At 57.4% G+C, this 21,078-nt stretch carries 18 protein-coding genes; 13 read left to right on the plus strand and 5 right to left on the minus strand.

The features are described 5' to 3' along the window. Window positions 1–140: 140 nt before the first annotated feature. The 11 genes from QEV83_RS11265 to QEV83_RS11315 all read left to right on the plus strand — a co-directional run bounded on the left by QEV83_RS11265 (window position 141) and on the right by QEV83_RS11315 (window position 14,172). Complete coding sequence (locus QEV83_RS11265) at window positions 141–1,094, plus strand: transglutaminase family protein (protein ID WP_280127833.1); 954 nt, start codon at window positions 141–143, stop codon at window positions 1,092–1,094. 225 nt (window positions 1,095–1,319) lie between these two features. After that, window positions 1,320–2,126, plus strand: a complete 807-nt coding sequence (locus tag QEV83_RS11270) for a transglutaminase family protein (RefSeq protein WP_280127834.1) — start codon at window positions 1,320–1,322, stop codon at window positions 2,124–2,126. 125 nt (window positions 2,127–2,251) lie between these two features. Continuing rightward, window positions 2,252–3,115 carry a transglutaminase family protein gene (locus QEV83_RS11275; protein WP_280127835.1) on the plus strand — a complete coding sequence of 288 codons (864 nt, stop codon included), beginning with the start codon at window positions 2,252–2,254 and terminating at the stop codon, window positions 3,113–3,115. A gap of 593 nt (window positions 3,116–3,708) precedes the next feature. After that, on the plus strand, window positions 3,709–3,894 hold the full coding sequence (locus QEV83_RS11280; RefSeq protein ID WP_280127836.1) for a hypothetical protein: 186 nt from the start codon (window positions 3,709–3,711) through the stop codon (window positions 3,892–3,894). A 187-nt stretch (window positions 3,895–4,081) separates the two neighbouring features. Then, on the plus strand, window positions 4,082–5,719 hold the full coding sequence (locus tag QEV83_RS11285; RefSeq protein ID WP_280127837.1) for an oleate hydratase: 1,638 nt from the start codon (window positions 4,082–4,084) through the stop codon (window positions 5,717–5,719). Window positions 5,720–6,085: 366 nt separating this feature from the next. After that, window positions 6,086–7,126 (plus strand): CNNM domain-containing protein, encoded by a 1,041-nt coding sequence (locus QEV83_RS11290; RefSeq protein ID WP_280127838.1) that lies wholly within the window; start codon window positions 6,086–6,088, stop codon window positions 7,124–7,126. 316 nt (window positions 7,127–7,442) lie between these two features. After that, window positions 7,443–7,607, plus strand: a complete 165-nt coding sequence (locus QEV83_RS11295; RefSeq protein WP_280127839.1) for a DUF3309 family protein — start codon at window positions 7,443–7,445, stop codon at window positions 7,605–7,607. 378 nt (window positions 7,608–7,985) lie between these two features. Then, window positions 7,986–8,177 carry a CsbD family protein gene (locus QEV83_RS11300; RefSeq protein ID WP_280127840.1) on the plus strand — a complete coding sequence of 64 codons (192 nt, stop codon included), beginning with the start codon at window positions 7,986–7,988 and terminating at the stop codon, window positions 8,175–8,177. A 639-nt stretch (window positions 8,178–8,816) separates the two neighbouring features. After that, window positions 8,817–9,713 (plus strand): hypothetical protein, encoded by an 897-nt coding sequence (locus QEV83_RS11305; protein ID WP_280127841.1) that lies wholly within the window; start codon window positions 8,817–8,819, stop codon window positions 9,711–9,713. Window positions 9,714–10,468: 755 nt separating this feature from the next. Continuing rightward, window positions 10,469–13,108 (plus strand): magnesium-translocating P-type ATPase, encoded by a 2,640-nt coding sequence (mgtA, locus tag QEV83_RS11310; protein ID WP_280127842.1) that lies wholly within the window; start codon window positions 10,469–10,471, stop codon window positions 13,106–13,108. Window positions 13,109–13,212: 104 nt separating this feature from the next. After that, window positions 13,213–14,172, plus strand: coding sequence for an IS5 family transposase (locus tag QEV83_RS11315; protein WP_280127843.1), 960 nt, complete (start codon window positions 13,213–13,215; stop codon window positions 14,170–14,172). A 211-nt stretch (window positions 14,173–14,383) separates the two neighbouring features. Here the strand turns inward: QEV83_RS11315 and QEV83_RS11320 are convergent, their stop codons facing one another. From QEV83_RS11320 to QEV83_RS11330, 3 genes are all read right to left on the minus strand, one after another. Next, window positions 14,384–15,085 carry a VIT family protein gene (locus QEV83_RS11320; protein ID WP_280127844.1) on the minus strand — a complete coding sequence of 234 codons (702 nt, stop codon included), beginning with the start codon at window positions 15,083–15,085 and terminating at the stop codon, window positions 14,384–14,386. Window positions 15,086–15,830: 745 nt separating this feature from the next. Continuing rightward, window positions 15,831–15,995, minus strand: a complete 165-nt coding sequence (locus tag QEV83_RS11325) for a DUF3309 family protein (RefSeq protein ID WP_280127845.1) — start codon at window positions 15,993–15,995, stop codon at window positions 15,831–15,833. A gap of 121 nt (window positions 15,996–16,116) precedes the next feature. Further along, the gene (locus QEV83_RS11330) at window positions 16,117–16,263 is read right to left on the minus strand and encodes a hypothetical protein (RefSeq protein ID WP_280127846.1); all 147 of its coding nucleotides are present in this window, start codon (window positions 16,261–16,263) and stop codon (window positions 16,117–16,119) included. A 99-nt stretch (window positions 16,264–16,362) separates the two neighbouring features. Between QEV83_RS11330 and QEV83_RS11335 the strand changes: the two genes are divergently transcribed. Continuing rightward, a complete protein-coding gene (locus QEV83_RS11335; protein ID WP_280127847.1) occupies window positions 16,363–17,352 on the plus strand; it encodes a transposase in 990 nt (329 codons plus the stop codon). Window positions 17,353–17,937: 585 nt separating this feature from the next. Further along, window positions 17,938–18,693 (plus strand): IS21-like element helper ATPase IstB, encoded by a 756-nt coding sequence (istB, locus tag QEV83_RS11340; RefSeq protein WP_280131033.1) that lies wholly within the window; start codon window positions 17,938–17,940, stop codon window positions 18,691–18,693. Window positions 18,694–19,327: 634 nt separating this feature from the next. Here istB and QEV83_RS11345 read toward each other — a convergent pair. Together QEV83_RS11345 and QEV83_RS11350 are read right to left on the minus strand one after the other, a co-directional pair. Further along, entirely contained in the window at window positions 19,328–19,564 is a 237-nt protein-coding gene (locus tag QEV83_RS11345) for a hypothetical protein (protein ID WP_280127848.1), read from the minus strand. 232 nt (window positions 19,565–19,796) lie between these two features. Beyond that, the gene (locus QEV83_RS11350; protein ID WP_280127849.1) at window positions 19,797–21,008 is read right to left on the minus strand and encodes an aminotransferase class I/II-fold pyridoxal phosphate-dependent enzyme; all 1,212 of its coding nucleotides are present in this window, start codon (window positions 21,006–21,008) and stop codon (window positions 19,797–19,799) included. Window positions 21,009–21,078 lie beyond the last annotated feature (70 nt).

Consider the following 21,078-nt stretch of genomic DNA (forward strand, 5'->3'; position numbering starts at 1 on the left):
CGACGAATCAAGGGTAAGTCCAACGTGTCAATGCCCCACTTCACTTGGGAGAACGAGTCCATACTCCCCATGACGGGTCGCCGAAGGTCCGCAGGTGTCGAATTGGCGTGAATCATGCATGATCTCGCCATGGAGCCATCATGCCGTCACTAACCATTCGACACGTCACGACCTATCGCTACCGGCGGCCGGTGGCCTTCGGCGAGCACCGAATGATGCTCCGCCCACGCGACTCTCATGATCAAAGAGTGATCGAGGCGCGTCTCGAGATCACCCCGGAGCCGAAGAGCCTGAGGCTCGTTCAGGACGCGTTCGGTAACCATGTGGGGATCGCGGGGTTTTCGGGTCGTTCAAAAGAGCTGTGCTTCGAGAGCACCGTGCGCCTCGAGCATTCGCCTTTGCACGCCGCCGACCTCGATCTCGAGGACGCCGCAAGGACTTTTCCGGTTGTCTATAGCGCCGACGAGATGCCGGACCTCGCCTACTGCATCGAACGCCATCAACCCGATCCGGGTAACGAGGTTGGCCGCTGGACTCAACAATTCCTGCCCTCCAGTGGGTTGATTGGCCCTTTCGAACTTCTCACCCGGCTCTCACAGGGTATCAATCACGGCTTCCGCTACCGGCGGCGGGAAGCAAAGGGGATTCAGCAGCCGGTGGAGACGCTCCGGCTCGGCCATGGCAGCTGCCGCGATTTCGCCATGCTGTTGATCGAAGCCGCGCGCTCGCTCGGTTTCGCTGCGCGGTTTGCGTCCGGGTACCTCGCCACCCCGCTCGATGATCCGAAGGAGCCGGCGCGTGGCTCAGCTCGCGGGTCGACCCATGCCTGGGCGCAAATTTATTTGCCGGGCAGCGGCTGGATCGATTCCGATTCCACGAGCGGCAGCGTTGGCAAGATTGGCCTTGTCACCGTTGCGGTCGTGCGCGATCCGCAGCACGCGATCCCGCTCCATGGCACCTTCGTCGGGTTCCCGTCGGACCATCTCGGCATGGAGGTACAAGTGAGTGTCACGTCCGATACGACGGGTACGCCTGAGTCGGTCTGGGCGACTCCTCAACGTTCCACGCGGCCCCAAATCTGCCAATCGGTTTGATCAACGCGGGACGCGGACCAAGGTATGTTGATAGAACACAGTGGTACTCGTTAGACCGAGCTTTTGAGCTGGGATCTCGATTTCGACGGACTTGAGTGCGCCGGTCGTGCACTGCCGGTCAGGGCCGATTCTGCCGCCGCGATGGCGGGATCGAATCGTTGTTTTGCGACTACGCGGTGGCTTGGTCTTTTGGCCAATAGGAGACCGCAAATCAAAGGATGTCGGATGAAGATTCGTGTTGGCTACGAACTGATTTACGACTTTCCGCAATCGACACCCGTGATCATGGTTCTGGGGACCCATTTCACCCGGGCGTCCGACGTCATCGAGCCCGACTACCTGACCACGAGCCCTTCCGTGCCGATCTTCCCGTACCGCGACATCTATGGCAATTGGTGCAGCCGCATTGTCGCTCCTCCTGGCCGCATGCGGTTGTCTGCCAATGGGGTCATTCGTGATAGCGGTCTGCCGGACGTGGTTGCCCTATCGGCTTCCCAACATCCGGTGGAGGATTTGCCGGCAGATACACTTATCTTTCTCCTCGGCAGCCGTTACTGCGAGACTCAACGCCTGTCCGACGTAGCCTGGAACCTCTTCGAAAAGTCGCCAGCAGGGTGGGCGCGTGTCCAGGCGATCTGTGATTTTGTCCATCGCCACATTGCCTTCGGCTACGAGCATGCGCGCGCCACGATGACGTCCTGGGAGGTCTTCAAAGAACGTAAGGGGGTCTGTCGCGACTTCGCGCACCTCGCCATTTCGTTCTGCCGCTGCATGAATATTCCGGCGCGCTATTGCACCGGCTACCTCGGGGACATTGGCATGCCACCGCCCTATGGTCCAATGGATTTCGCCGGCTGGTTCGAGGCTTATCTTGGCGGACGGTGGTACACGTTCGACCCGCGAAACAATATGCCGCGAATAGGCCGCGTGCTGATCGCTCAAGGGCGCGATGCGACCGACGTCCCGATCACTCACACCTTCGGCCCCAACACACTGGTCAGTTTCAAGGTCTGGACGGACGAGATCAGCTAGACCTACATATCCTTTAAGGTGGCAATTCGTGCGATTCGCCCACCGACGCTGATGATCCTCGTGCTCCCGGCGTATCAGCGACCGTCAATCATCACGCAGCACACAGGCCCCTGTTGGAGCATTCATTGATCACGCTCAAGATCCATCACAAGACAACCTATCGCTACCGTCAGCCGGTGAACCTCGGGCCGCACCGTTTGATGCTGCGCCCGCGTGAGAGCCGCGATCTTCGCCTGATTTCGAGCGATGTGACGGTGACGCCCGACGCGGTGGTGACCTGGGCGCATGATGTTTTCGGCAATGCGGTCGCGACGGCCAGTTTTCAGACCCTGGCCGACAATCTCGTGATCGACAGTGTCACAGAACTCCAACACAACGCCACCGCTTGGCCCGTCTTCGACGTCGCCGCTTTCGCCGTTTCCTACCCCTTCCAATATTCCGACGATGATTGGATCGATCTCGGCGCTCTGACGATCCAGCAATACCCGGACCCGGCAGGGCGGTTGCGGGATTGGGCGCGGGCTTTTGTCCGCGGCAATCCGACGGACACGCTTGCCCTGCTGAAGGACCTGAGCTCTGGCATCTCTGGATGGATCCGCTACCAGAGCCGGGAGGATGAGGGTACCCAGTCGCCGATCCACACTCTGGATCGCGGCTGGGGATCCTGCCGGGATTTCGCAGTCCTCTTCGTTGAAGCTGCCCGCAGTCTCGGTTTCGGGGCGAGGATTGCCTCCGGCTATCTCTACAATCCAGATCAGAACCTTGTAGGGTCCAGAGATGCGGGATCAACCCATGCTTGGGCGGAAGTCTATGTGCCGGGCGCGGGATGGATCACCTTCGATCCGACGAACCGCTGCGTCGGCAGCTTCAATCTGATCCCCGTCGCCGTCGCACGCAACATCCGGCAGACAATGCCGGTGGCTGGCAGTTTCGTCGGGATGGCCGGCGTTTGTATCGGGATGTCGGTGGAGGTCCGTGTCACCTCATGACGGGCGCAGCATCGAACGCCCCACCTTCAGTGCCGCGTCGACTTGTCGTGCAACATCACAATGCGGCCATGCAGAGCCACTTGTGCATCTCCCCCAATCCTGCGAAAGTCTTTCCGCTCACCAAACTATATACAATGGGTTCCGTTGGATCTCATGTATATACGTCGCCATGCAAATGTCATAGCCAGAAGGCTTTTAATTGTCCGGAGACGAGGCATTGTCTAAATGACTGACGTTGACTCCAATGAGTTTGAATTTCAGTGCCCAATCTGTGGAAATGACCTCATATTGACGATGGCGCAATTAAAAGTGGACAAGCAAATGGTCTGTCCTGGTTGTAGCATAGGCATAAATATCGACACGGATAGATTGGCCAATGCTGTCGAAGAGATACAAAGGGCTACCGAAAAATCTCCACCTGAGATCACTATTAAAGTTTTCCGCTAGCGCCAATGGACGCCTTGCTCCGGTCTCGTCGCTGACGTTTGCTTCGAGATCATCGGCCATCTTGCTTCTAATCATTCCTCGGCTTTTCAACAAACGGAGCCGATGATAGGCTCCCGGGCATTGCCGCTAAAGTGACGGAGGTCATCGTGCTCACGCTCGTAATTGGAATCCTGATTATCGTCGTCATCGGTGCGATCTTGTTTTGGGTCATCGATAAATTCTGTCCCGATGCGCGGCTAGCGCAGCTACTCAAACTGCTAGTGGTGCTGGTCTGTTTGGGAGCGATCGTGGCCCGATTGCTACCCATCCTTGGATATCCGTCTGTGCTGTAGCGGGCATTGTCGCGTTGGCCAAAGAATGACCGCTTTCGAGACGTCCTGGATCTATGAACAATCTGAGTGGCCCGTTGATTTCGTAACTGACGGTGCGATGCGCTGACTCCATTGACAAGTAAAACTCGCCAACGACAACGCCGATCGACCATACGATGGCGTGCTTGGCGAGCTAAGGAATTCCGTTATGATGCTTGAAGATCACCCGTCCGATCGTTCGGCCCCGCGCGGCAATGACCCGGATCGGAGCACGGCCAAAGTCTATCTCGTCGGTGGCGGGATAGCCTCTCTGGCCGCAGCTGCCTTCATGATCCGTGACGGCGACGTCCCGGGCCACAACATCACTATCCTCGAGGAATTCGACAAGCTTGGTGGAAGCCTAGACGGCTCTGGCTCTTCGCAGAGCGGCTATGTGCTGCGAGGTGGCCGGATGCTCGAAAGCAAATACCTCTGCACCTACGAGCTATTCTCCTCAATTCCTACACTCGACGCGAGCCGAACGGTCACTCAAGAAATCTTTGATTGGAACGAGACAATGAAGACCTCGTCCAAATCACGCCTCGTCCGGGATGGCCGCCGGCAGACGGCGCCTCCTGCATTCGGGCTCAGCGAAAGACACATCCTGACAATTGAGCGTCTTGCGTTGGAACCTGAAGCTATGCTCGGCAAAACCAGCATTGCAGATCAATTCGATCCCGCGTTTTTCAAGACCAATTTCTGGTTTATGTGGTGTACCACGTTTGCCTTCCAGCCCTGGCACAGCGCGGTCGAGTTCAAACGCTATCTGGTGCGATTCTCCCATATGGTGGCAGGCTTTGGTCGCCTGCAAGGAATCATGCGCACCGTCTACAACCAATACGATTCGATGGTACGGCCACTGCAGAAATGGCTCGATGAGCGCGGAGTGCGCTTCGAACTTAACACCCGCGTCACCGATCTTGCGTTGCGGGAACAAGATGGCGAAATGACCGTGACGCAGATCGCGTGCGAGAGGGACGGTAGACCCAGTGAGATCGCTGTCGGCGCGGGTGACTATGTTTTGGTCACGCTGGGCTCGATGACCGAGGCCTCCAGTCTTGGCGCCATGGACACAGCGCCCGTGCTCAACGGCAAGGAGGACGGTGGCGCTTGGACGCTTTGGGAGAAAGTTGCCGCGGGCCGGCCGGAATTCGGACGCCCTTCGGCCTTCGCCGACCATATCGACGAGTCCAAATGGGTGTCGTTCACAACGACCTTGCACGATCCAACCTTCCTCCGCATCGTCCGGGACTTCACCGGCAATGTGCCTGGGGAGGGCGGTTTGATCACTTTCCCGGATTCCAACTGGCTAGCCTCGATCGTCATCCCGCACCAGCCGCATTTCATCGGCCAGCCCGACGACGTCAGCGTGTTCTGGGGCTACGGCCTGGCCGTTGACAACCCTGGGAACTTCATCAAGAGGCCGATGTCTGGCTGCACCGGCCGTGAGATTCTGACGGAAATCCTTGGTCATCTGCATATCGAGGCTGAGGCGCCCAAGATCCTGGAGACCTCGAATTGTATTCCTTGTATGATGCCTTTCATTACCAGCCAGTTCCTCCGGCGTGAGAACGGCGACCGGCCGCTGGTCGTCCCGAAGGGTTCGAAAAATCTGGCCTTCATGGGTCAGTTCTGCGAGCTGCCGGAAGACGTGGTGTTCACCGTCGAATACTCGATCCGATCGGCGCAAACCGCAGTCTATGCGCTGCTCGGCTTGAAGCGGGAACCGCCGGCCGTCTACCAGGGAAAATTCGACCCGCGCGTCCTCTATAAGGCGTTCATGGCTTTGCACGACCTCGGTTCGTGACGGAAGGATCCAGCGCTGGGTTTGACGTAGGTTAATGCGAGACAATGACGGTTGGAGCGTCGAGCCCACCGACTTTCCAACGAACGGCTGTGCCCATCACTAAGGACGATTTCAAATCCCTGCCTCCCTGATCCAGTATGAACCAAACGAGAGTGAAAAAAAGAGGACCAAATTCTTCCTGAAATTCCTCACCAATTGTTTGGGGTCACATCCTGTGGATGATCGAAGCCTTATGATCAACGTCCATGTGTGCAGGCGAGTAATGCGGTCGCGATCGAGGCAAGGTTGGCTTTATATTTTGAAGTATTTGTCATCCATAGGAGACAAAAACAAGCTTGCTCACCTTTTTACTCGGATCGATATCTTATGATTCATCCGCCATTTTCGAATGTTGCTCTCTGGATCGGTATCGCGTTCTGCATCGCGCAGACCGGCATATTTTCGGGACTGAACCTGGCACTTTTTAGCGTCAGCAAATTGCGTCTGGAGATTGAGGCTGCTAGTGGGAATGGGGATGCCGTCAAGATGCTTGCTCTGCGCGCAGATTCCAATTTCACTTTGGCAACAATTCTTTGGGGTAACGTCGCTACCAACGTGCTTCTGACCTTGTTGTCCGAATCGGTCTTGGCGGGCATAGGTGCGTTCGTATTCTCGACTGTTGCCATCACCTTTCTGGGCGAGATAATTCCGCAGGCCTACTTCTCGCGAAATGCGTTACGTATTGCTGCCCGGTTTGCACCCTTCCTTAAGTTCTACCAGGTTATGCTGTTCGCGATCGCAAAACCCACTGCACTGTTCCTCAACTGGTGGCTGGGGCCGGAAAGTATCGCGTTGCTTCGTGAGCGGGATTTCCGGGCGCTCCTGTCGAGGCACGTGGAAGCCGAAGGCACCGAAGTCGGAAGACTGGAAGCGACCGGCGCACAGAACTTTCTCGTCCTTGACGATATCGCCGTGCTGGAGGAGGGGGAGCCTGTTGACCCCCGGAGCATCGTCTCCCTGCCAATCGTGAGCGGATGGCCCGTGTTGCCGGCGTTCGAACGCACGCCGAGCGATTCGTTCCTACAGCAACTTGATGCTTCCGGAAAAAAGTGGGTTATTTTTGTTGACGACGCGGGATTGCCCCGCATGGTTCTGGATGCACACCATTTTCTGCGGGATGTGCTCTTCAACGAAGTCTCGGTTGGGCCGGAGCCCTATTGGCATCGCCCGATCGTCATCACCGGCATGGGCACGCGACTAGGGGACGTTATTGGCCTCATGAAGATGAAGCCAGAACATCCTGAAGATGATGTTATCGACCACGATTTGATCCTGGTGTGGGGAGAGCAAAAGCGCATCATCACCGGCGCCGACCTTTTGGGACGGCTCTTGCGTGGAATCACCACAAGGGAAGTCAGGCAGAATTGAAGGGCGATGACGCAGAACAATACAGCCACTGCACATTCGATGCCGGAGAGTAGCTCAAACCGGCTTGGGAAATGTGTATTCTTGGACCAAGAAGGGCTGGACCAGTTATTTGGCGCCGGCATCGAAGCGAGCAGGGCCAATGTCCGAAATCCGACATAATTGATTTGGCTCAAAGTGACTTGGCTGTCATGGTGACAAACTGGCTTTCTTGACAAGTAAAACTCGCCAAATGTGTTGTGAATGGATTCGTTCGAGCAGAGCGGGTGACGTGCGTCCATCTACTTGACGCGTAGAGTCTAACTCGGGAGATAATGCTATGTCGCTTGGAACTATCCTCCTCATCGTATTGGTAATCGCGTTGCTCGGGGGCTTTAGCGGGCTTGGGGGCGGGCCTTTCTACGGGACCGGCTATTACGGCGGCGGCGGACTCGGCCTGATACTCATTGTCGTGCTGATTTTGGTTTTGCTCGGCAGGCTTTGAACTGCCAGGGCAGTGTGCCCTGTGTAGCTCTCCTCGAAATCGGCTCTAAATGCGCTCCTGTTCATTGTCGAGGCTTCATGCACCGGGCAACGGCGGCGTCGATCGCATCGACGATGATGCGGCTGACGCGATCGGTGATGAATTCCGTGACCGATGTGCGCCGAAGCAAAGACAGCTCTCTCGTACCGTCGGAGCCTGAAATCGGACAATTTTTCTCCTTAATATCTCCCAGCACATGTCAATTGCACTCCGCGATAACATTTTCATCAAAATCTTTTTCAACGGACATCATTTTCGGCGCAACCCGAACCCAGATCGTCGCGTTGACTAGATGCAGAGCGGGAGTACGCGCTGCCGCAATTCTTCAGGAGACCAATCATGAGCAGCACTACCGACAAGATCAAAGGCATGGCCAACGAGGCTGCGGGCGCGATCAAGCAGGGAGCCGGAAAGGCTGTAGGCAACCCCAACCTTGAGGTTAAGGGCGCTTTGCAGAAAGGCAAGGGCGAAGCGCAGGAGGCCGTAGGCAAGGTCAAGGATGCCGTCAAAAAAGTCATCGACAAGGCCTGAGCTTAGCTTAGCTTAGCTTAGCTTAGTCTGAGCATAAAAAAGCGACCTGGTCGGGCTCTTTTTGCTGACCCGGACGTATCGTATCCAGCATAAACTTGGTGATGGTGTCCCTGGTGAACGGGTGTCGTGTTCAGAGTTTTTTGAACATCGAAGGGCGTAGAATTTGGCTCGTCGACCTGCTGAGGCATTGTCAGAATGGGCGCCTCATTTTTTGCCCCATCCCAATGCGGATCAATGCTTCTATATTTTTGCGTCGTGCTTGCACCGTTCGATCATACTCAAAATCATTGCCGAATACGTCACTCGAAATCCGCATCTTTATCCCGAAAGGATATTGATCTCAGTGGAGAAAATCCCAGGCGCCTTGGCCCTTTTTGCGATGTGATAAAACTCTGCGGCCTGGCTTCTCGATGGAACCTTCGATTATGCCTTGTATTGTTCCATCGGCTCTTGCCCTTAACAGAGTGGTCGTGATTCTGATGACGTTGATTTGGTATATTCGCGACGTTTGAGCACAGCTTTGGCGACAACAGGAATGGCGATGAAAAGGTAATAATAACATACTTTCAGTTCGTTGGCTTGAAACGAGCCTCTTCGACGTTATCGTCGTACGGGTTCTGGCGAGCCGGGAGAGGCGCTATGGTTGATAGGTTTAACCCCGAATTTGATTCTCGAGCCGAAAACACCGTGGCGGATATGGTGACCGTCGAACTTCAATCTGGAACCGAAGTGGCCGAAGAGGCTCAAGTTCCTGCTGTTTCCTGGGCTGCAATCGTAGCGGGCGGCGTTGCTTCCGCTGCCTTGACACTTGTGCTCCTGGCGTTCGGCGCGGGTATCGGTTTGTCCGCCGTCTCCCCCTGGGCAAATTCAGGGATTTCCTCCACCACATTCAATTTTGGGGCCGGCGTATACCTTTGCATCATCGCAGTGATGGCGTCTAGCATCGGCGGTTATCTCGCGGGGCGTTTGCGCACCAAATGGGTCGGCGTTCATACCCACGAAGTCTATTTTCGTGACACGGCGCATGGCTTTCTCGCCTGGGCATTTGCCACGGTCCTCAGCGTGGCGGTGCTAGCTTCCGCGGCGGCGAATATTGTTAGCGCCGCGGCGGTTGGCTTTACCCCAGCGATTGGATCCGCCGGAAGTCAATCGGCTGGGCCCATGGCCGGCTTCGTGGATCTGTTGTTGCGCGCAAATCCCCCTATAACGCGGAGCGACGCAGGTGACGTCATGACCGCGCGCGGTGAGTTTGATCGCCTCTTCACCTCCCATCTCAGCACGGGGGAGGAGTTTTCCCCGGCAGACCGAACTTATTTGGCGCAGGTAGTCGCCGCGCTCACGGGAGTGAATCAGGCGGAGGCCGAAACACGTGTGTCCCAGGTGATTGCGCAGGCCAAGAACGCCGTCGACAGCGCGCGCAAGGCCGGTGCGCGATTTGCTCTCTGGTTGACCGCCTCGCTATTGCTCGGGGCTTTCTCCGCGAGCCTTGCTGCCACAGAAGGAGGGGGCCTTCGCGACGGGACTTGGAAGTATTAGGTCGCGGCATTGTTGGAACCATCAAGCTGACTTGAAAGGAAGCATTATGGGCCGTTCAATTCTTCTTTGGCTACTAGGCGTGCCGATACCGATCATTATCCTGCTGGCTCTTATGCACCGGTAGAGGATGCCGCTTCACGACTATACGAGGATTTAACGCCCTCACTCTGTGGCGGCATCCATTGCGCTAAACCGACGCTCTTGAAACGATGCATCTCATGATTGTCGTCGCGTCGGTTGATGCGAATTCCTGGCTCGATTGTTCGGCGTTGCCAATGCTCGTCCCAAGCGGCAATCTCCGCTTCGAAATCGGGTATTGCGAGGATGTCAGTTAAATGACCCGGACAATAGGCCCGACGTGCTCGACGGAGGGCCGCGTGACGGAAGCCTAATGCTGACAGCATGAGTTCTAGATTTCTTTACTCCCGTCGGAAATGAGTCAGATCCAGCTTGTGGATAGCTGAGTTGGCTGTCGCGTCGCCCAGAGGATTTTGGTCGTGGACACGGCGAATGATGATCGGGCAGCCTGCGGAGGGGGATCGCAAGTCATCCGTGAGACGACGTGCGTTCTTAGAAGCAGCGGCATATAAATTAGGAGGGTCAGGGCCGCGAGGGTCGAGATTCGCTTCTTGGCGCACCGTGGTCGTTCATACGCATGCGCATTGCCGTCGCAGCTTGGAACAGATACCGGATGACAGACAATCCCTGGCGCTTTTATGTTGTATCTGGATCGGCATTCGAAGGAACGACAGCCAATGAAAGCCGCTCGTGAACGTAAAGAAGTGAGAGCGCCCAATCGCGATGGCGCCAAGGACGCCGCAAATGGCGAACTTGGCCCTGAAGAAATCTGGAAGGAGCCGGTTAAGCGTCTGCTGATCCGACTTGCGACAACCTCTGCGGGCCTTGATAACGCAGAGGCGAAATTGCGGTTGACGACCTTTGGACCCAACGACGCGGCAACCGTCAAGCGTTCGCCGCTCTGGCTGCAGTTTTTCACCCGCTTCCGCAACCCGCTGGTCATCATCCTGCTCGTTGCGAGCGGGTTATCCGCGGCAACCGGCGACGTCGCAAGCTTCCTCATCGTCGTGTCGATTGTCACGATCAGCATAACTCTTGATTTTGTCCAGGAAGTGCGTGCTCAGAATGCGGTTGAGGCTCTGCGCCGGACGGTGGCGGTGCAGGCAACGGTGCGGCGGCGCAACGGCGCTAGCCTGTCTGTCCCGATCGACCAACTGGTCCCAGGCGACATAGTCGAGCTGATTGCTGGCGATCTCGTTCCTGCGGACTCGCGGCTGCTCGAAAGCCGCGATCTTTTCATCAACCAGGCTCTCCTCACGGGCGAGCCCTACCCGGCCGAGAAGCAAGCAAGCGATGAAGCCCTGGGTACAGAGAACCCTGCCGGAGCGTCGAACGCCGTCTTTGCCGGAACCTCCGTGATCAGCGGCACCGCAACGATTGTAATCTGCCGAACCGGCGGCAAGACGGCGCTTGGCCATCTCGCGACGAGCCTTGCGGAAAAGCCGCCGGCCACTGCATTTGCGGTCGGCATCCGCCATTTTGGCATGCTGATCATGCGCCTTACAGTGTTGATGGTGCTATTCGTCTTGGTGGTGAACATCTCTTTTCATCGGCCAGCGCTGGAGTCACTGATGTTCGCATTGGCCCTCGCTGTCGGTCTAACACCTGAGCTGCTGCCGATGATCGTGACAATCACACTTGCGCGTTCGGCGATGGAGCTGTCCAAGCGAAAGGTAATCGTAAAGCGCCTCTCTGCAATCCACGATCTCGGCGCCATGAACATATTGTGCACCGACAAGACCGGCACGCTGACTGAAGCCGCGATCAAACTCGTCCGCACGATCGACGGGCGCGGCGCCGAGAGTGAGGCCGCCTACGCCTATGCCTATATCAACAGCCAGTTCGAGAGCGGCATGAAAAGCCCGCTCGATGAGGCGATCCTTACCGCCCATCCGTTCGACATGACGGGCTGGCAGAAGATCGACGAAGTACCGTTCGATTTCGAGCGCCGGCGGGTCTCAGTCCTGGTTGAGCACGACGCCAAGCGCCGTCTCATTGTGAAGGGCGCCCCGGAGGACCTACTGCGGCTTTCGGGGCGATACGAGGGCGCGGATGGAGTAGAGCAGCCGCTTGATCCCGAGACGCGCCACATCTTCGAGGCTACCCTTGACGCGCTCGGCGCGCAGGGATTCCGCGCGCTCGGTATAGCAAGCCGCGGTGTCGATGGGAGCCATGATACCGCTGCGATCACCGATGAGAGCAACCTTGTGTTCTCCGGTTTTGCTGTTTTCCTCGATCCTCCAAAGGCAAGCGCCGGCGCTACGATCCAGGCAATGGCGGCTGCGGGTGTCTCCGTGAAGGTGCTGACAGGGGACAATGAGATTGTGACCCGACATGTCTTTACCGAGATCGGCGTCCCTGTCACGGGAGTGCTCACCGGTGACGCGTTGACGCATCTCTCGGAAGAGGCGCTGCTCGGTCAGTTGCCACGGGTCAACTTGTTTTGCCGAATCAACCCACAGCAGAAGCTTCGGATCCTGCTGGCGCTGAAGCGGCTCGGCCATGTCGTCGGCTTCTTGGGCGACGGCATCAACGATGCACCGGCGTTGCATGCCGCGGACGTTGGGATCTCGGTCGACGGCGCCGCCGATGTTGCGCGTGCGGCCGCCGATTTGATCCTGCTCGAGCATGATCTTTCGGTCGTGCGCGAGGCAGTAGTCGGCGGACGCAAGACGGTCCAGAACGTGTCCAAATACGTCTTGATGGGATCGAGTTCCAATTTTGGCAACATGTTCAGCATGGCGGGAGCTGCACTGTTTTTGCCGTTCCTGCCGATGCTGCCGATCCAGATTTTGCTGAACAACCTGCTCTACGACGTGTCGGAGATCGCGATTCCGTTCGATCAAGTTGATGAGGAAGCCATTGCCTCGCCTGTGAAATGGGACGTTAAGTTTATCGAGCATTTCATGCTGGTCTTCGGGCCGGTCAGCTCCGTCTTCGATTTTCTTACCTTTTACGCTCTCTTGCATGTGTTTGGCGCCGGCGAGGCGCTTTTTCATACCGGCTGGTTCATGGAGTCGATGACGACCCAGGTGCTGGTGGTCTTCGCCATCCGAACGCGGCGGTGGTTCTTCCGGAGCAGGCCGAACGGGTTCCTCGTCTCTATGGCGGTTGCGGTTGTCGCCGTAGCGATCGGTCTTCCACTACTCCCGATCGGCGGATGGTTTGGGTTCGTAGCGCCGCCGCCGCTCTTCTTCGTCTTCCTCATCGGCGCGACGATCGCGTATCTAGCGCTCGTCGAAATAACCAAGCGCATTTTCTACCACTTCACCGCCACACGCTCCCCGCGGGCCCCCATGGACATTGTGCCCGGATAGTTTCTTGGTGGGCCAGACGCTTAGGGAATCTCTGCAAAAGCGGGATTCCGACTGGCTTGCATTGCTGCTAAGGTTTCGTGGGCGAGACGAGGCGGGCTGGTGTGATGAAGCAGCTGACATTTTCGGCGACGGGTTTTGAGCGTTACGGTAAGACGACGCGGCGAGCGGCGTTTTTATCCGAGATGGAGCGGGTCGTGCCGTGGGCCGACATGTGCGGGCTGATCGCGCCGTTTTATCCGAAGCCCGGCAACGGGCTTCCGCCTTATGGCCTTGAGCGGATGCTGCGGATTTATTTTTTGCAGCAATGGTTCAACCTTTCCGACCCCGGCGTCGAGGAAGCGCTCTACGACTCGGCGGCGATGCGTGATTTCGCAGGGATCGATCTTGGCCGCGAGGCGGCGCCTGATGAGACCACGATCTGCCGGTTCCGGCATTTGCTCGAGGCGCACGACCTTGGCCGCCGTCTGTTCGAGGAAGCGCATCGGCATCTTGAGGCGAACGGGCTGAAGGTCTCGACCGGCACGATTGTCGACGCCACGATCATCCATGCGCCATCCTCGACCAAGAACGCCAGCAAGACGCGCGATCCCGAGATGCATCAGACCCGCAAGGGCAACCAATGGTATTTCGGCATGAAGGCGCATATCGGCGTCGATAGCAAAACGAAGATCATCCATTCGGCCGCGGCGACGGCGGCGAACGTCGCCGACTGCCGTCTTCTGCCCGATCTTCTACACAGTGAGGAGACCCGCGTGTGGGGCGATCAGGCCTATCGCGGCCAGCGCAACGTGATCGTCGAGCATGCGCCGCGCGCGCAAGACTTCACCAATCGCCGTTACAGGCAGAAGGGCGTTGTTAATGAGAACGACCGGGCAAAGAACCGGACAAAGTCGAAAGTCAGGGCCAAGGTCGAGCATGCATTCTTCGTGATCAAGCAGATTTTTGGTTTTGCCAGAGTTCGCTATCGCGGGCTGGACAAAAACGCGCATCGATTGTTTGTGACCTGCGCGCTCGCCAATCTCTACATGGCCCGGCGCCATTTGCTGCGGGCGCGCCTGACATAGCGCATCCAACCCGCAGGCCAACGCCTGCGCCCGCCGGGCGATCACCAAAACAGCATGAATCCCTGTCAATCATCCATCAACAACGCCGTCACCGAAGAAAGTCGCCGTTCGATCAAATCAGCCGCTTACGCAGAGCTTCCTTAGAGGGGCACGCGTGTGAGCGTTTGCTATTGATATGCCTTGTTCCATAACTTTTGCGCGGTCCATAACTTCAGACAACCGTGCCGAAAATCTTCCCGATGCCAGCAGTTAAGGCCATCGCGAATGCGCCCCAGAATGTCACTCGGGCGGTGGCGCGCAGAACATTTGCGCCGCCGGCTCTCGCTCCAATCGCGCCCAGAAGAGCGAGAAAGCCCAACGACGCAGCTGACACAATGGGAACAAAGTTTCCCGTAGGGGATACGACAACCATGAGCAAGGGCATGGCAGCGCCTAATGAAAACATCGTGGCGGATGTCAGTGCGGCTTGCACAGGACGCGCGGTGGTGATTTCCGAAATCCCAAGCTCGTCGCGTGCGTGGGCAGTCAAGGCATCCTTCCTCATCAGTTGCTGGGCAACCTGCCGCGCAAGGGACTGATCCACGCCACGCTTGAGGTAGATTTCGGAAAGTTCGTCTAGCTCAAACTCAGGATTATCGCGAAGTTCCTTGCGCTCCCGATCGCGATCCGCCCGTTCCGTGTCGGATTGCGAGCTGACGGATACATATTCGCCAGCGGCCATCGACATGGCGCCCGCCACCAGTCCGGCGACGCCGGCGATCAAGATATCGTGCCGCGTCGCGGCTGAAGCGGCAACTCCGACAATCAAGCTTGCGGTCGAGACAATCCCATCGTTGGCTCCGAGTACCGCTGCTCTCAACCACCCAATGCGGACCACGAGATGGTTCTCTGTGTGCAGGCGAAGACGGCTCATGTTTTCCTCTGATCACGCCTTCCGGCTCGTTGCGACCACCGCAATGTTAAAGATCGTCCCGAACAAGTGAACTCCCGATGCAAGATCGAGGCACCGATCGTCCTCATCCGATTCGACGGACGCTGACGCGGTACTCAAGTATCGATCCCGTCTTAAGCCACCAGGTATCGTTTGAGGCCTCCCGCAGCAGAGCGCGTCCAGGTACACCAGATTGGCGTCGATGACGACTCCCGGCATTGTGACGATCCTGGTAGTTCACCTTTCCTGTGGTGACTGAAACATTGAGCTCGTCGGCTCCCGTCTGAACCAACTGGGTGGTCGCGGCGCAGCGTTGGCAGCCAGGAGCAAAAATGTTGGCATCGCTGAGCACCGCATCTACAGCATCACGTGCGAGGCAAGCGCACCAACGATACTTGAGCTGCCTGATCCACAGATCCGATTTTGCGCTTCGTCTGCTCCTTGGCGTGGCCGCAACGCGTCTGAAGCAGGCCGAGCAGTTTGCTGCGTTTGCCGTTGGCGAGTTCAACATTGTCATCAGTCAGCTTGCCCTAATGCGACCTATCCTTGCCAATGGACAGCTTCCAATTTGCTTCGATTCATCCCAGTTCATGAATTATTCCTGCTAGCTTCCATTAAAGCGAGCCGCAATTAACGCCGAGCGTACCGGTTCGGCCCCGCTGTTGACGACTGGATGCCGCCAGCCTGGCGCAGATGCCGCGAATTGACGCTTCTTTCCCTTGTCAGATCAAAGCCGACCCATGAGTAGCAATACGACGAGGATGATCAGGATGACGCCGATGACACCGATGCCACCGTGGCCGTAGCCGTAACCGTAGCCGCCGAAGCGGCCACTGAAGCCACCAAGCAAGAAGATGACGAGGATGATGACAAGTACGAGGCCGAGCGACATGATTTCTCTCCCATCGCAGCACTATTGGAACATTGAGTTTCTTCGCACTCCGACTGTGAACCCCTTGATCAGCATTTTCTGGATGGCGCGCTATTGAGGGCGCCATCCGGGAATTACGAAACTACTTCTTCTCAATGGAAATACCGCTTTTGCCGACGTCGATCTCGATGCCAGTGGTTTTCTGCCGCTCCTGGTAGAACTGATAGCCCAAGACCACAGTGGCAACGGCGAGCGCGCCGATGATTAGGTAGAGAACGTTGCGATTCATCGCCGGAGCTATGGCCGAAAGTTGGTGACAGCGTAATGAGGTGAGGCGGCGTATCGTGGGGTGTTCGAAGCTCCACTTTCCATTAAAGGAAGATACGCCGTGACCCAGAATAATATCGTTAAATTCGCCGAGCCAGGTGCATTTGAGGATCCACTTACTGAAGTTTTGCGCTGCGGGGCGCGGAAGCTTTTGGCCGATGCCATCGAGGCCGAGGTTTCCGATTTCCTTGACCGGCATTCCCGCTTTTTGACTGAGGAAGGTCAGCAAAGGCTGGTTCGCCATGGGCATTTGCCCGAGCGCGAGATCATGACCGGTATCGGTCCGGTCGGCGTGCGCGCGCCCCGGGTTCGCGATCGTGTCGGCCAGGGCGAGGCGCGCATCCGCTTTTCGTCGGCGATTCTGCCGCCCTATGCGCGCCGATCGAAGAGCCTCGAGGTGTTGATCCCGATCCTCTACCTGAAGGGCATATCCACGGGCGATTTCGAGGAGGCGCTGGCCGCGTTGCTTGGCAAGGATGCCGGCGGCCTTTCGGCATCAACCGTCGCAAGGCTTAAGGACGCTTGGGTCGACGAGCACGTGCGCTGGTCGAAGCGTGACCTTACTGCCAAGCGCTATGTCTACTTTTGGGTTGACGGGATCTACGTTCAAGCTCGGCTAGAAGATGACGCTCAGTGCCTATTGGTCATTGTCGGTGCGACGCCGGAAGGCAAAAAGGAATTCGTCGCTCTCGTCGCCTTCGACGCGTTCGTCGAAATCTACGCCATCAAATATGAGAAGGCGGTCGAATGCCTGACCAAAGATCGCGAAACTTTGCTCGCCTTCTACGACTTCCCAGCAGAGCACTGGAAGCATCTGCGCACGTCGAACCCCATCGAGAGCACATTCGCGACCGTGCGCCACCGAACGATACGCTCCAAGGGGTGCCTATCGAACAAAACAGCTATCGCCATGGTCTTCAAGCTTGCTCAAGCGGCGGAGAAACATTGGCGTCGCCTCGATGGAAAAAGTCAATTGCCAAAGGTCGTTCTCGGAGTAAAGTTCACTGACGGAATCGAGGTTGCAAAAGAACAAGTTCAAACTGCCGCCTGACCTCGCTCGTCACCAAAATTCAATCATAGCTCCATTTGTAACATCGACGAGGTAATGGACGTTGCGCCTTCCTGCGACTCACTGGGTGCTATCCCTGGTTGGTTCGCTTCGTCAGCCCAAGCGATCCTATCGCTGGTACACAACAGAGCGCATGTGATAGCTGCAATGCGTATAGAGTCGGGAGATTTTTTCGGCTTGCCGAATAGTCGTAATCCCAATTTCCGCGCAACAAGTGGCTGATCCTGCATGGACACGGCTGCAAGACTTAAGACATCGTTGATGAGTCCGGACCGACAGATCCCCGGGGTGCGAACCATGTCCGATACTGGCGTTCTGCGCCAGCAAACGAAACCGTACGCGCGTCCATTCGGAGCGGCTTCGCCAAAAGATTGATCAGCAGACTTTAGCGGGTTTTTCAAATTGCAAAGAGCGCTTGTATCAACGACTTTTTCTCTTTCCACGCTCTTTAAGCCTGAGCTAGCTTGCTGCATTAGAGATGATGCACCCGTTCAAATTTAAAATATTTAGACCATCGACTTTGTCAACAATATGATTTGGCAGCTTAGACTAAACCTTCGACCTGGGATTGGGCGCTTATGTTTTCGAGGGCCACGCGGAGTGCCGCTCGATCATGTCCGTTTCCTTCTCCGCCTCGCCGAGCTCGAACTCATAGATCGCGAAAGACGGATGGTCGAGCGGCGCATCCGCGCCGCGCATTTTTCGGCGGTGAAGAGTTTCGACACGTTCGACTTCGCCGCGATTGCCTCGCTCAACAAGCCGCTCGTTCTCGAACTGGCCCGTTGCGAATATCTCGTCGCCCGCGAGAACATCATTGCTCTCGGCAACAGCGGGACCGGCAAGACACATGCGTGCCTGGCGCTTGGCCTCATGGCTTGTAAGCGCGGCTTTTCGGTCGCCTTCTTCACCGCGGCCAGCCTCGTCCATCAATTGATGGAGGCGCGCGACCAGCGACGGTTGCTCAAGCTCCAAGCTCAGCTCGCCTCCGTCAAGCTCCTCATTATCGATGAACTCGGCTACGTGCGGCTCTCGCAGACCGGCGCGGAGCTGCTCTTCGAGATCTTCAGCCAGCGTCATGAATGCGGCTCGACCATCGTCACGTCGAACCTGCCGTTCGAGGAGTGGACCAGCGTCTTCGGCAGCCAGCGTCTAACCGGCGCGCTGCTCGATCGGCTGACGCATCACGTCCATATCCTGGAGCTGAATGGCGAGAGCTACCGACTCAGGCAATCGCAGGCGAGGCGGCGGCGCGATCCGCGACCTTCCAACGAGATCGCCGAAGCCGTCGATCCAGAAACCGGCGAAATCACACCCGCTTCCTGAAAGCCGCGTCCGCCCCGGCTGCGAAACCCCGGCCATCTCCGCCGGGGCGGACACGGCGCGTCGAGCTCTACGCCCAGCCGCCAAATGGCCTGGTTTTGCTCCGCCCCGATGGCAGACTTTTACTCCGCCGTTGACAGCTCTCTTTGAGATAGGCGCGGTTGACGAGGCGCTCGAGCACGCGCGGCGCGCGCAGCCATTGGGGCGAAGAGGCGGGCGCCTCCGACGATGAGCTCGCCAAGATCAATGCATTGGTGACGCGAAGCCGAGGCTTCCTATGATTTGGATGTTGGATCCGCCTGTGTTTGGGGGAGTTCGAGGCGTTCACCGACCGCGTCATCGACTTGGCGCACAGGAAACGCGTCGCACACAAATTGAGCGTCCAATTGCGGAGAGCCCTTTGCGATATTGTCGAGTCCCGTTTCTCCCAAGACATCGTCAGATCGCCACAATCATCGAAGGTCGGTCTCGGTCAAGGCGTGCCCTCGCAACCCGCTTCTGCCAGGAATCGGGCAAGATTTGATCAGGCCCTCGTTGAACAAGCAACGATTTTGACGCCGGTGGGGCGACCGGTCGATCGTCGGCGACTGTGGTCGGTTTTGGATATGGAGCGTTTATGCTGATGGAGACTCATGAATTATATAGATATTTCAATCATATACGTGTTCGCATTTTTGTTCTGATCGGCGCGCCACTTGCCAACAAAACTGGGCACTCCGGCCGGACCTGCCCCACCGCCCATGACAAGACGTTCGAGAACCGTCCGGCGGCTGACGATTCGGATTTCCGCATCGTCAACCTCCACCTGATCGACCATGGAACGAATATAGGCGCGCCGGAATGGCGTCTCGCCGGTCAGCGCATTGGCGCGCATTGTAGAGCATTCTTGCGAGATGCTGCGGAGGGCCGCACACGCAAATTGCCTCCCGCAAGACGGGATAACGAGATAGCGGGAGGGGGCTGATGAGCATCCTGACAGAGCTGCCGCGCTACGAAGCAAGTCTCGATGCTTGATGTAAAGGGCGCCACTTCGTCGAGATGTCAGACGTCAATCCATTACCGCCCGATCATGGATCGGTCATTGTCTAGAGCCTTTGGTATGATTCTTAAAGTTGGACGGCATCAAGCGCCTGAAGGATGTCGTCCTTCAAATCTGAAAGTGTTTCCAGCCCAATAGAAAAGCGGATGAGTCCATCGCTGATGCCATGCTTCCGCCGCTCTTCTTCCGTGTAAGTGGAATGAGTCATACTGGCGGGATGCTGGACAAGCGTCTCGGCGTCGCCAAGACTTACGGCTCGGGTCACCAGGGAAAGTCGGTTCATGAAGGCCATCCCCTCTTTCTTGCCGCCTCGCAATTCGCAAGCGACCAAACCACCGAACGCCGCCATCTGGCGTCGTGCAAGTTGGTGGAATGGCGAGTGCGCTAGCCCGGGATAGGAAACCCGGGTGACCGCGCGATGCTGCTCCAGCAGCTCGGCGATGGCCAGCGCCGACGAGCAATGACGTTCCATACGCAGTTCTAGCGTCTTCAGGCCGCGCAAAAGGAGGAACGCGGTCAGCGGAGCAATGGTGGCACCCGTGAGGTAGCGCAACCCCTGGCGCCGGATCGTTTCGACGATGCTTCTTGGTCCCGCGACGACGCCAGCGATAAGGTCGCCATGCCCCCCAATGAACTTGGTCGCTGAATGCACAACGAGGTCGGCGCCCAGGAGGATGGGCTGCTGCAATGCGGGCGTGGCGAAGGTATTGTCGACGATAACCAGGGCTCCGGCCTGGTGCGCGATCCGACCGACGGCGGCAACGTCAATGATCCTGAGATTCGGATTCGCCGGAGACTCGAAAAAGACGAGCTTTGGCGCGCCGAGGCTTACGGCCGCTTCGACCGCATCGAGATCTGTGAAGTCCGCCACCACCACCTTCACTCCAAAGCGGGTCAAGCCACGCACAAAAAGGACAAAACTGTTGCCGTAGAGGGTGTGATCGATAACCACCTGGTCTCCCGCCTGCAGCAGCGTCCATAAGGTCGAGCTGATGGCCGCCATGCCGGAGGCCACGGCGAGACCGGCCTCGGCACTCTCCAGACTGGCGAAACGCTCCTCAAAGAGGGCCTGTGTAGGATTGCGTGTTCGCCCGTACACATAGCCTTCCCGTTCACCCCGAAAAATCTCCTCACCAGCCTCCGCTGTCTCGAAGGCATAAGTGGAGGTCATGAAGACGGGCGGCGTCAACGCGCCCGACTCATCGGCGGGCCTGTAGCCAACGTGGATGGCCCTGGTGGCAAACCCTTCCTTGGCCTGGTTTGAGGTATCCCTACCCATTTTTCTGGAGCCTCCGCTTTGTTGTGTCTGCCACCCATTTGCGCCTATAGAAACGCCGGAAATTGACGAG

It is taken from the genome of Methylocapsa sp. D3K7, assembly GCF_029855125.1.
Taxonomy (GTDB): domain Bacteria; phylum Pseudomonadota; class Alphaproteobacteria; order Rhizobiales; family Beijerinckiaceae; genus Methylocapsa.

Coding starts and splice junctions, on each gene's coding strand:
- QEV83_RS11285 (WP_280127837.1), top strand. CDS start 4,082: ATGATGCTTGAAGATCACCCGTCCGATCGTTCGGCCCCGCGCGGCAAT.
- mgtA (WP_280127842.1), top strand. CDS start 10,469: ATGAAAGCCGCTCGTGAACGTAAAGAAGTGAGAGCGCCCAATCGCGAT.
- QEV83_RS11330 (WP_280127846.1), bottom strand. CDS start 16,263: ATGAATCGCAACGTTCTCTACCTAATCATCGGCGCGCTCGCCGTTGCC.
- QEV83_RS11350 (WP_280127849.1), bottom strand. CDS start 21,008: ATGGGTAGGGATACCTCAAACCAGGCCAAGGAAGGGTTTGCCACCAGG.
- QEV83_RS11270 (WP_280127834.1), top strand. CDS start 1,320: ATGAAGATTCGTGTTGGCTACGAACTGATTTACGACTTTCCGCAATCG.
- QEV83_RS11345 (WP_280127848.1), bottom strand. CDS start 19,564: ATGCGCGCCAATGCGCTGACCGGCGAGACGCCATTCCGGCGCGCCTAT.
- QEV83_RS11320 (WP_280127844.1), bottom strand. CDS start 15,085: ATGAGCCGTCTTCGCCTGCACACAGAGAACCATCTCGTGGTCCGCATT.
- QEV83_RS11325 (WP_280127845.1), bottom strand. CDS start 15,995: ATGTCGCTCGGCCTCGTACTTGTCATCATCCTCGTCATCTTCTTGCTT.
- QEV83_RS11315 (WP_280127843.1), top strand. CDS start 13,213: ATGAAGCAGCTGACATTTTCGGCGACGGGTTTTGAGCGTTACGGTAAG.
- QEV83_RS11300 (WP_280127840.1), top strand. CDS start 7,986: ATGAGCAGCACTACCGACAAGATCAAAGGCATGGCCAACGAGGCTGCG.
- QEV83_RS11305 (WP_280127841.1), top strand. CDS start 8,817: ATGGTTGATAGGTTTAACCCCGAATTTGATTCTCGAGCCGAAAACACC.
- QEV83_RS11295 (WP_280127839.1), top strand. CDS start 7,443: ATGTCGCTTGGAACTATCCTCCTCATCGTATTGGTAATCGCGTTGCTC.
- QEV83_RS11290 (WP_280127838.1), top strand. CDS start 6,086: ATGATTCATCCGCCATTTTCGAATGTTGCTCTCTGGATCGGTATCGCG.
- QEV83_RS11265 (WP_280127833.1), top strand. CDS start 141: ATGCCGTCACTAACCATTCGACACGTCACGACCTATCGCTACCGGCGG.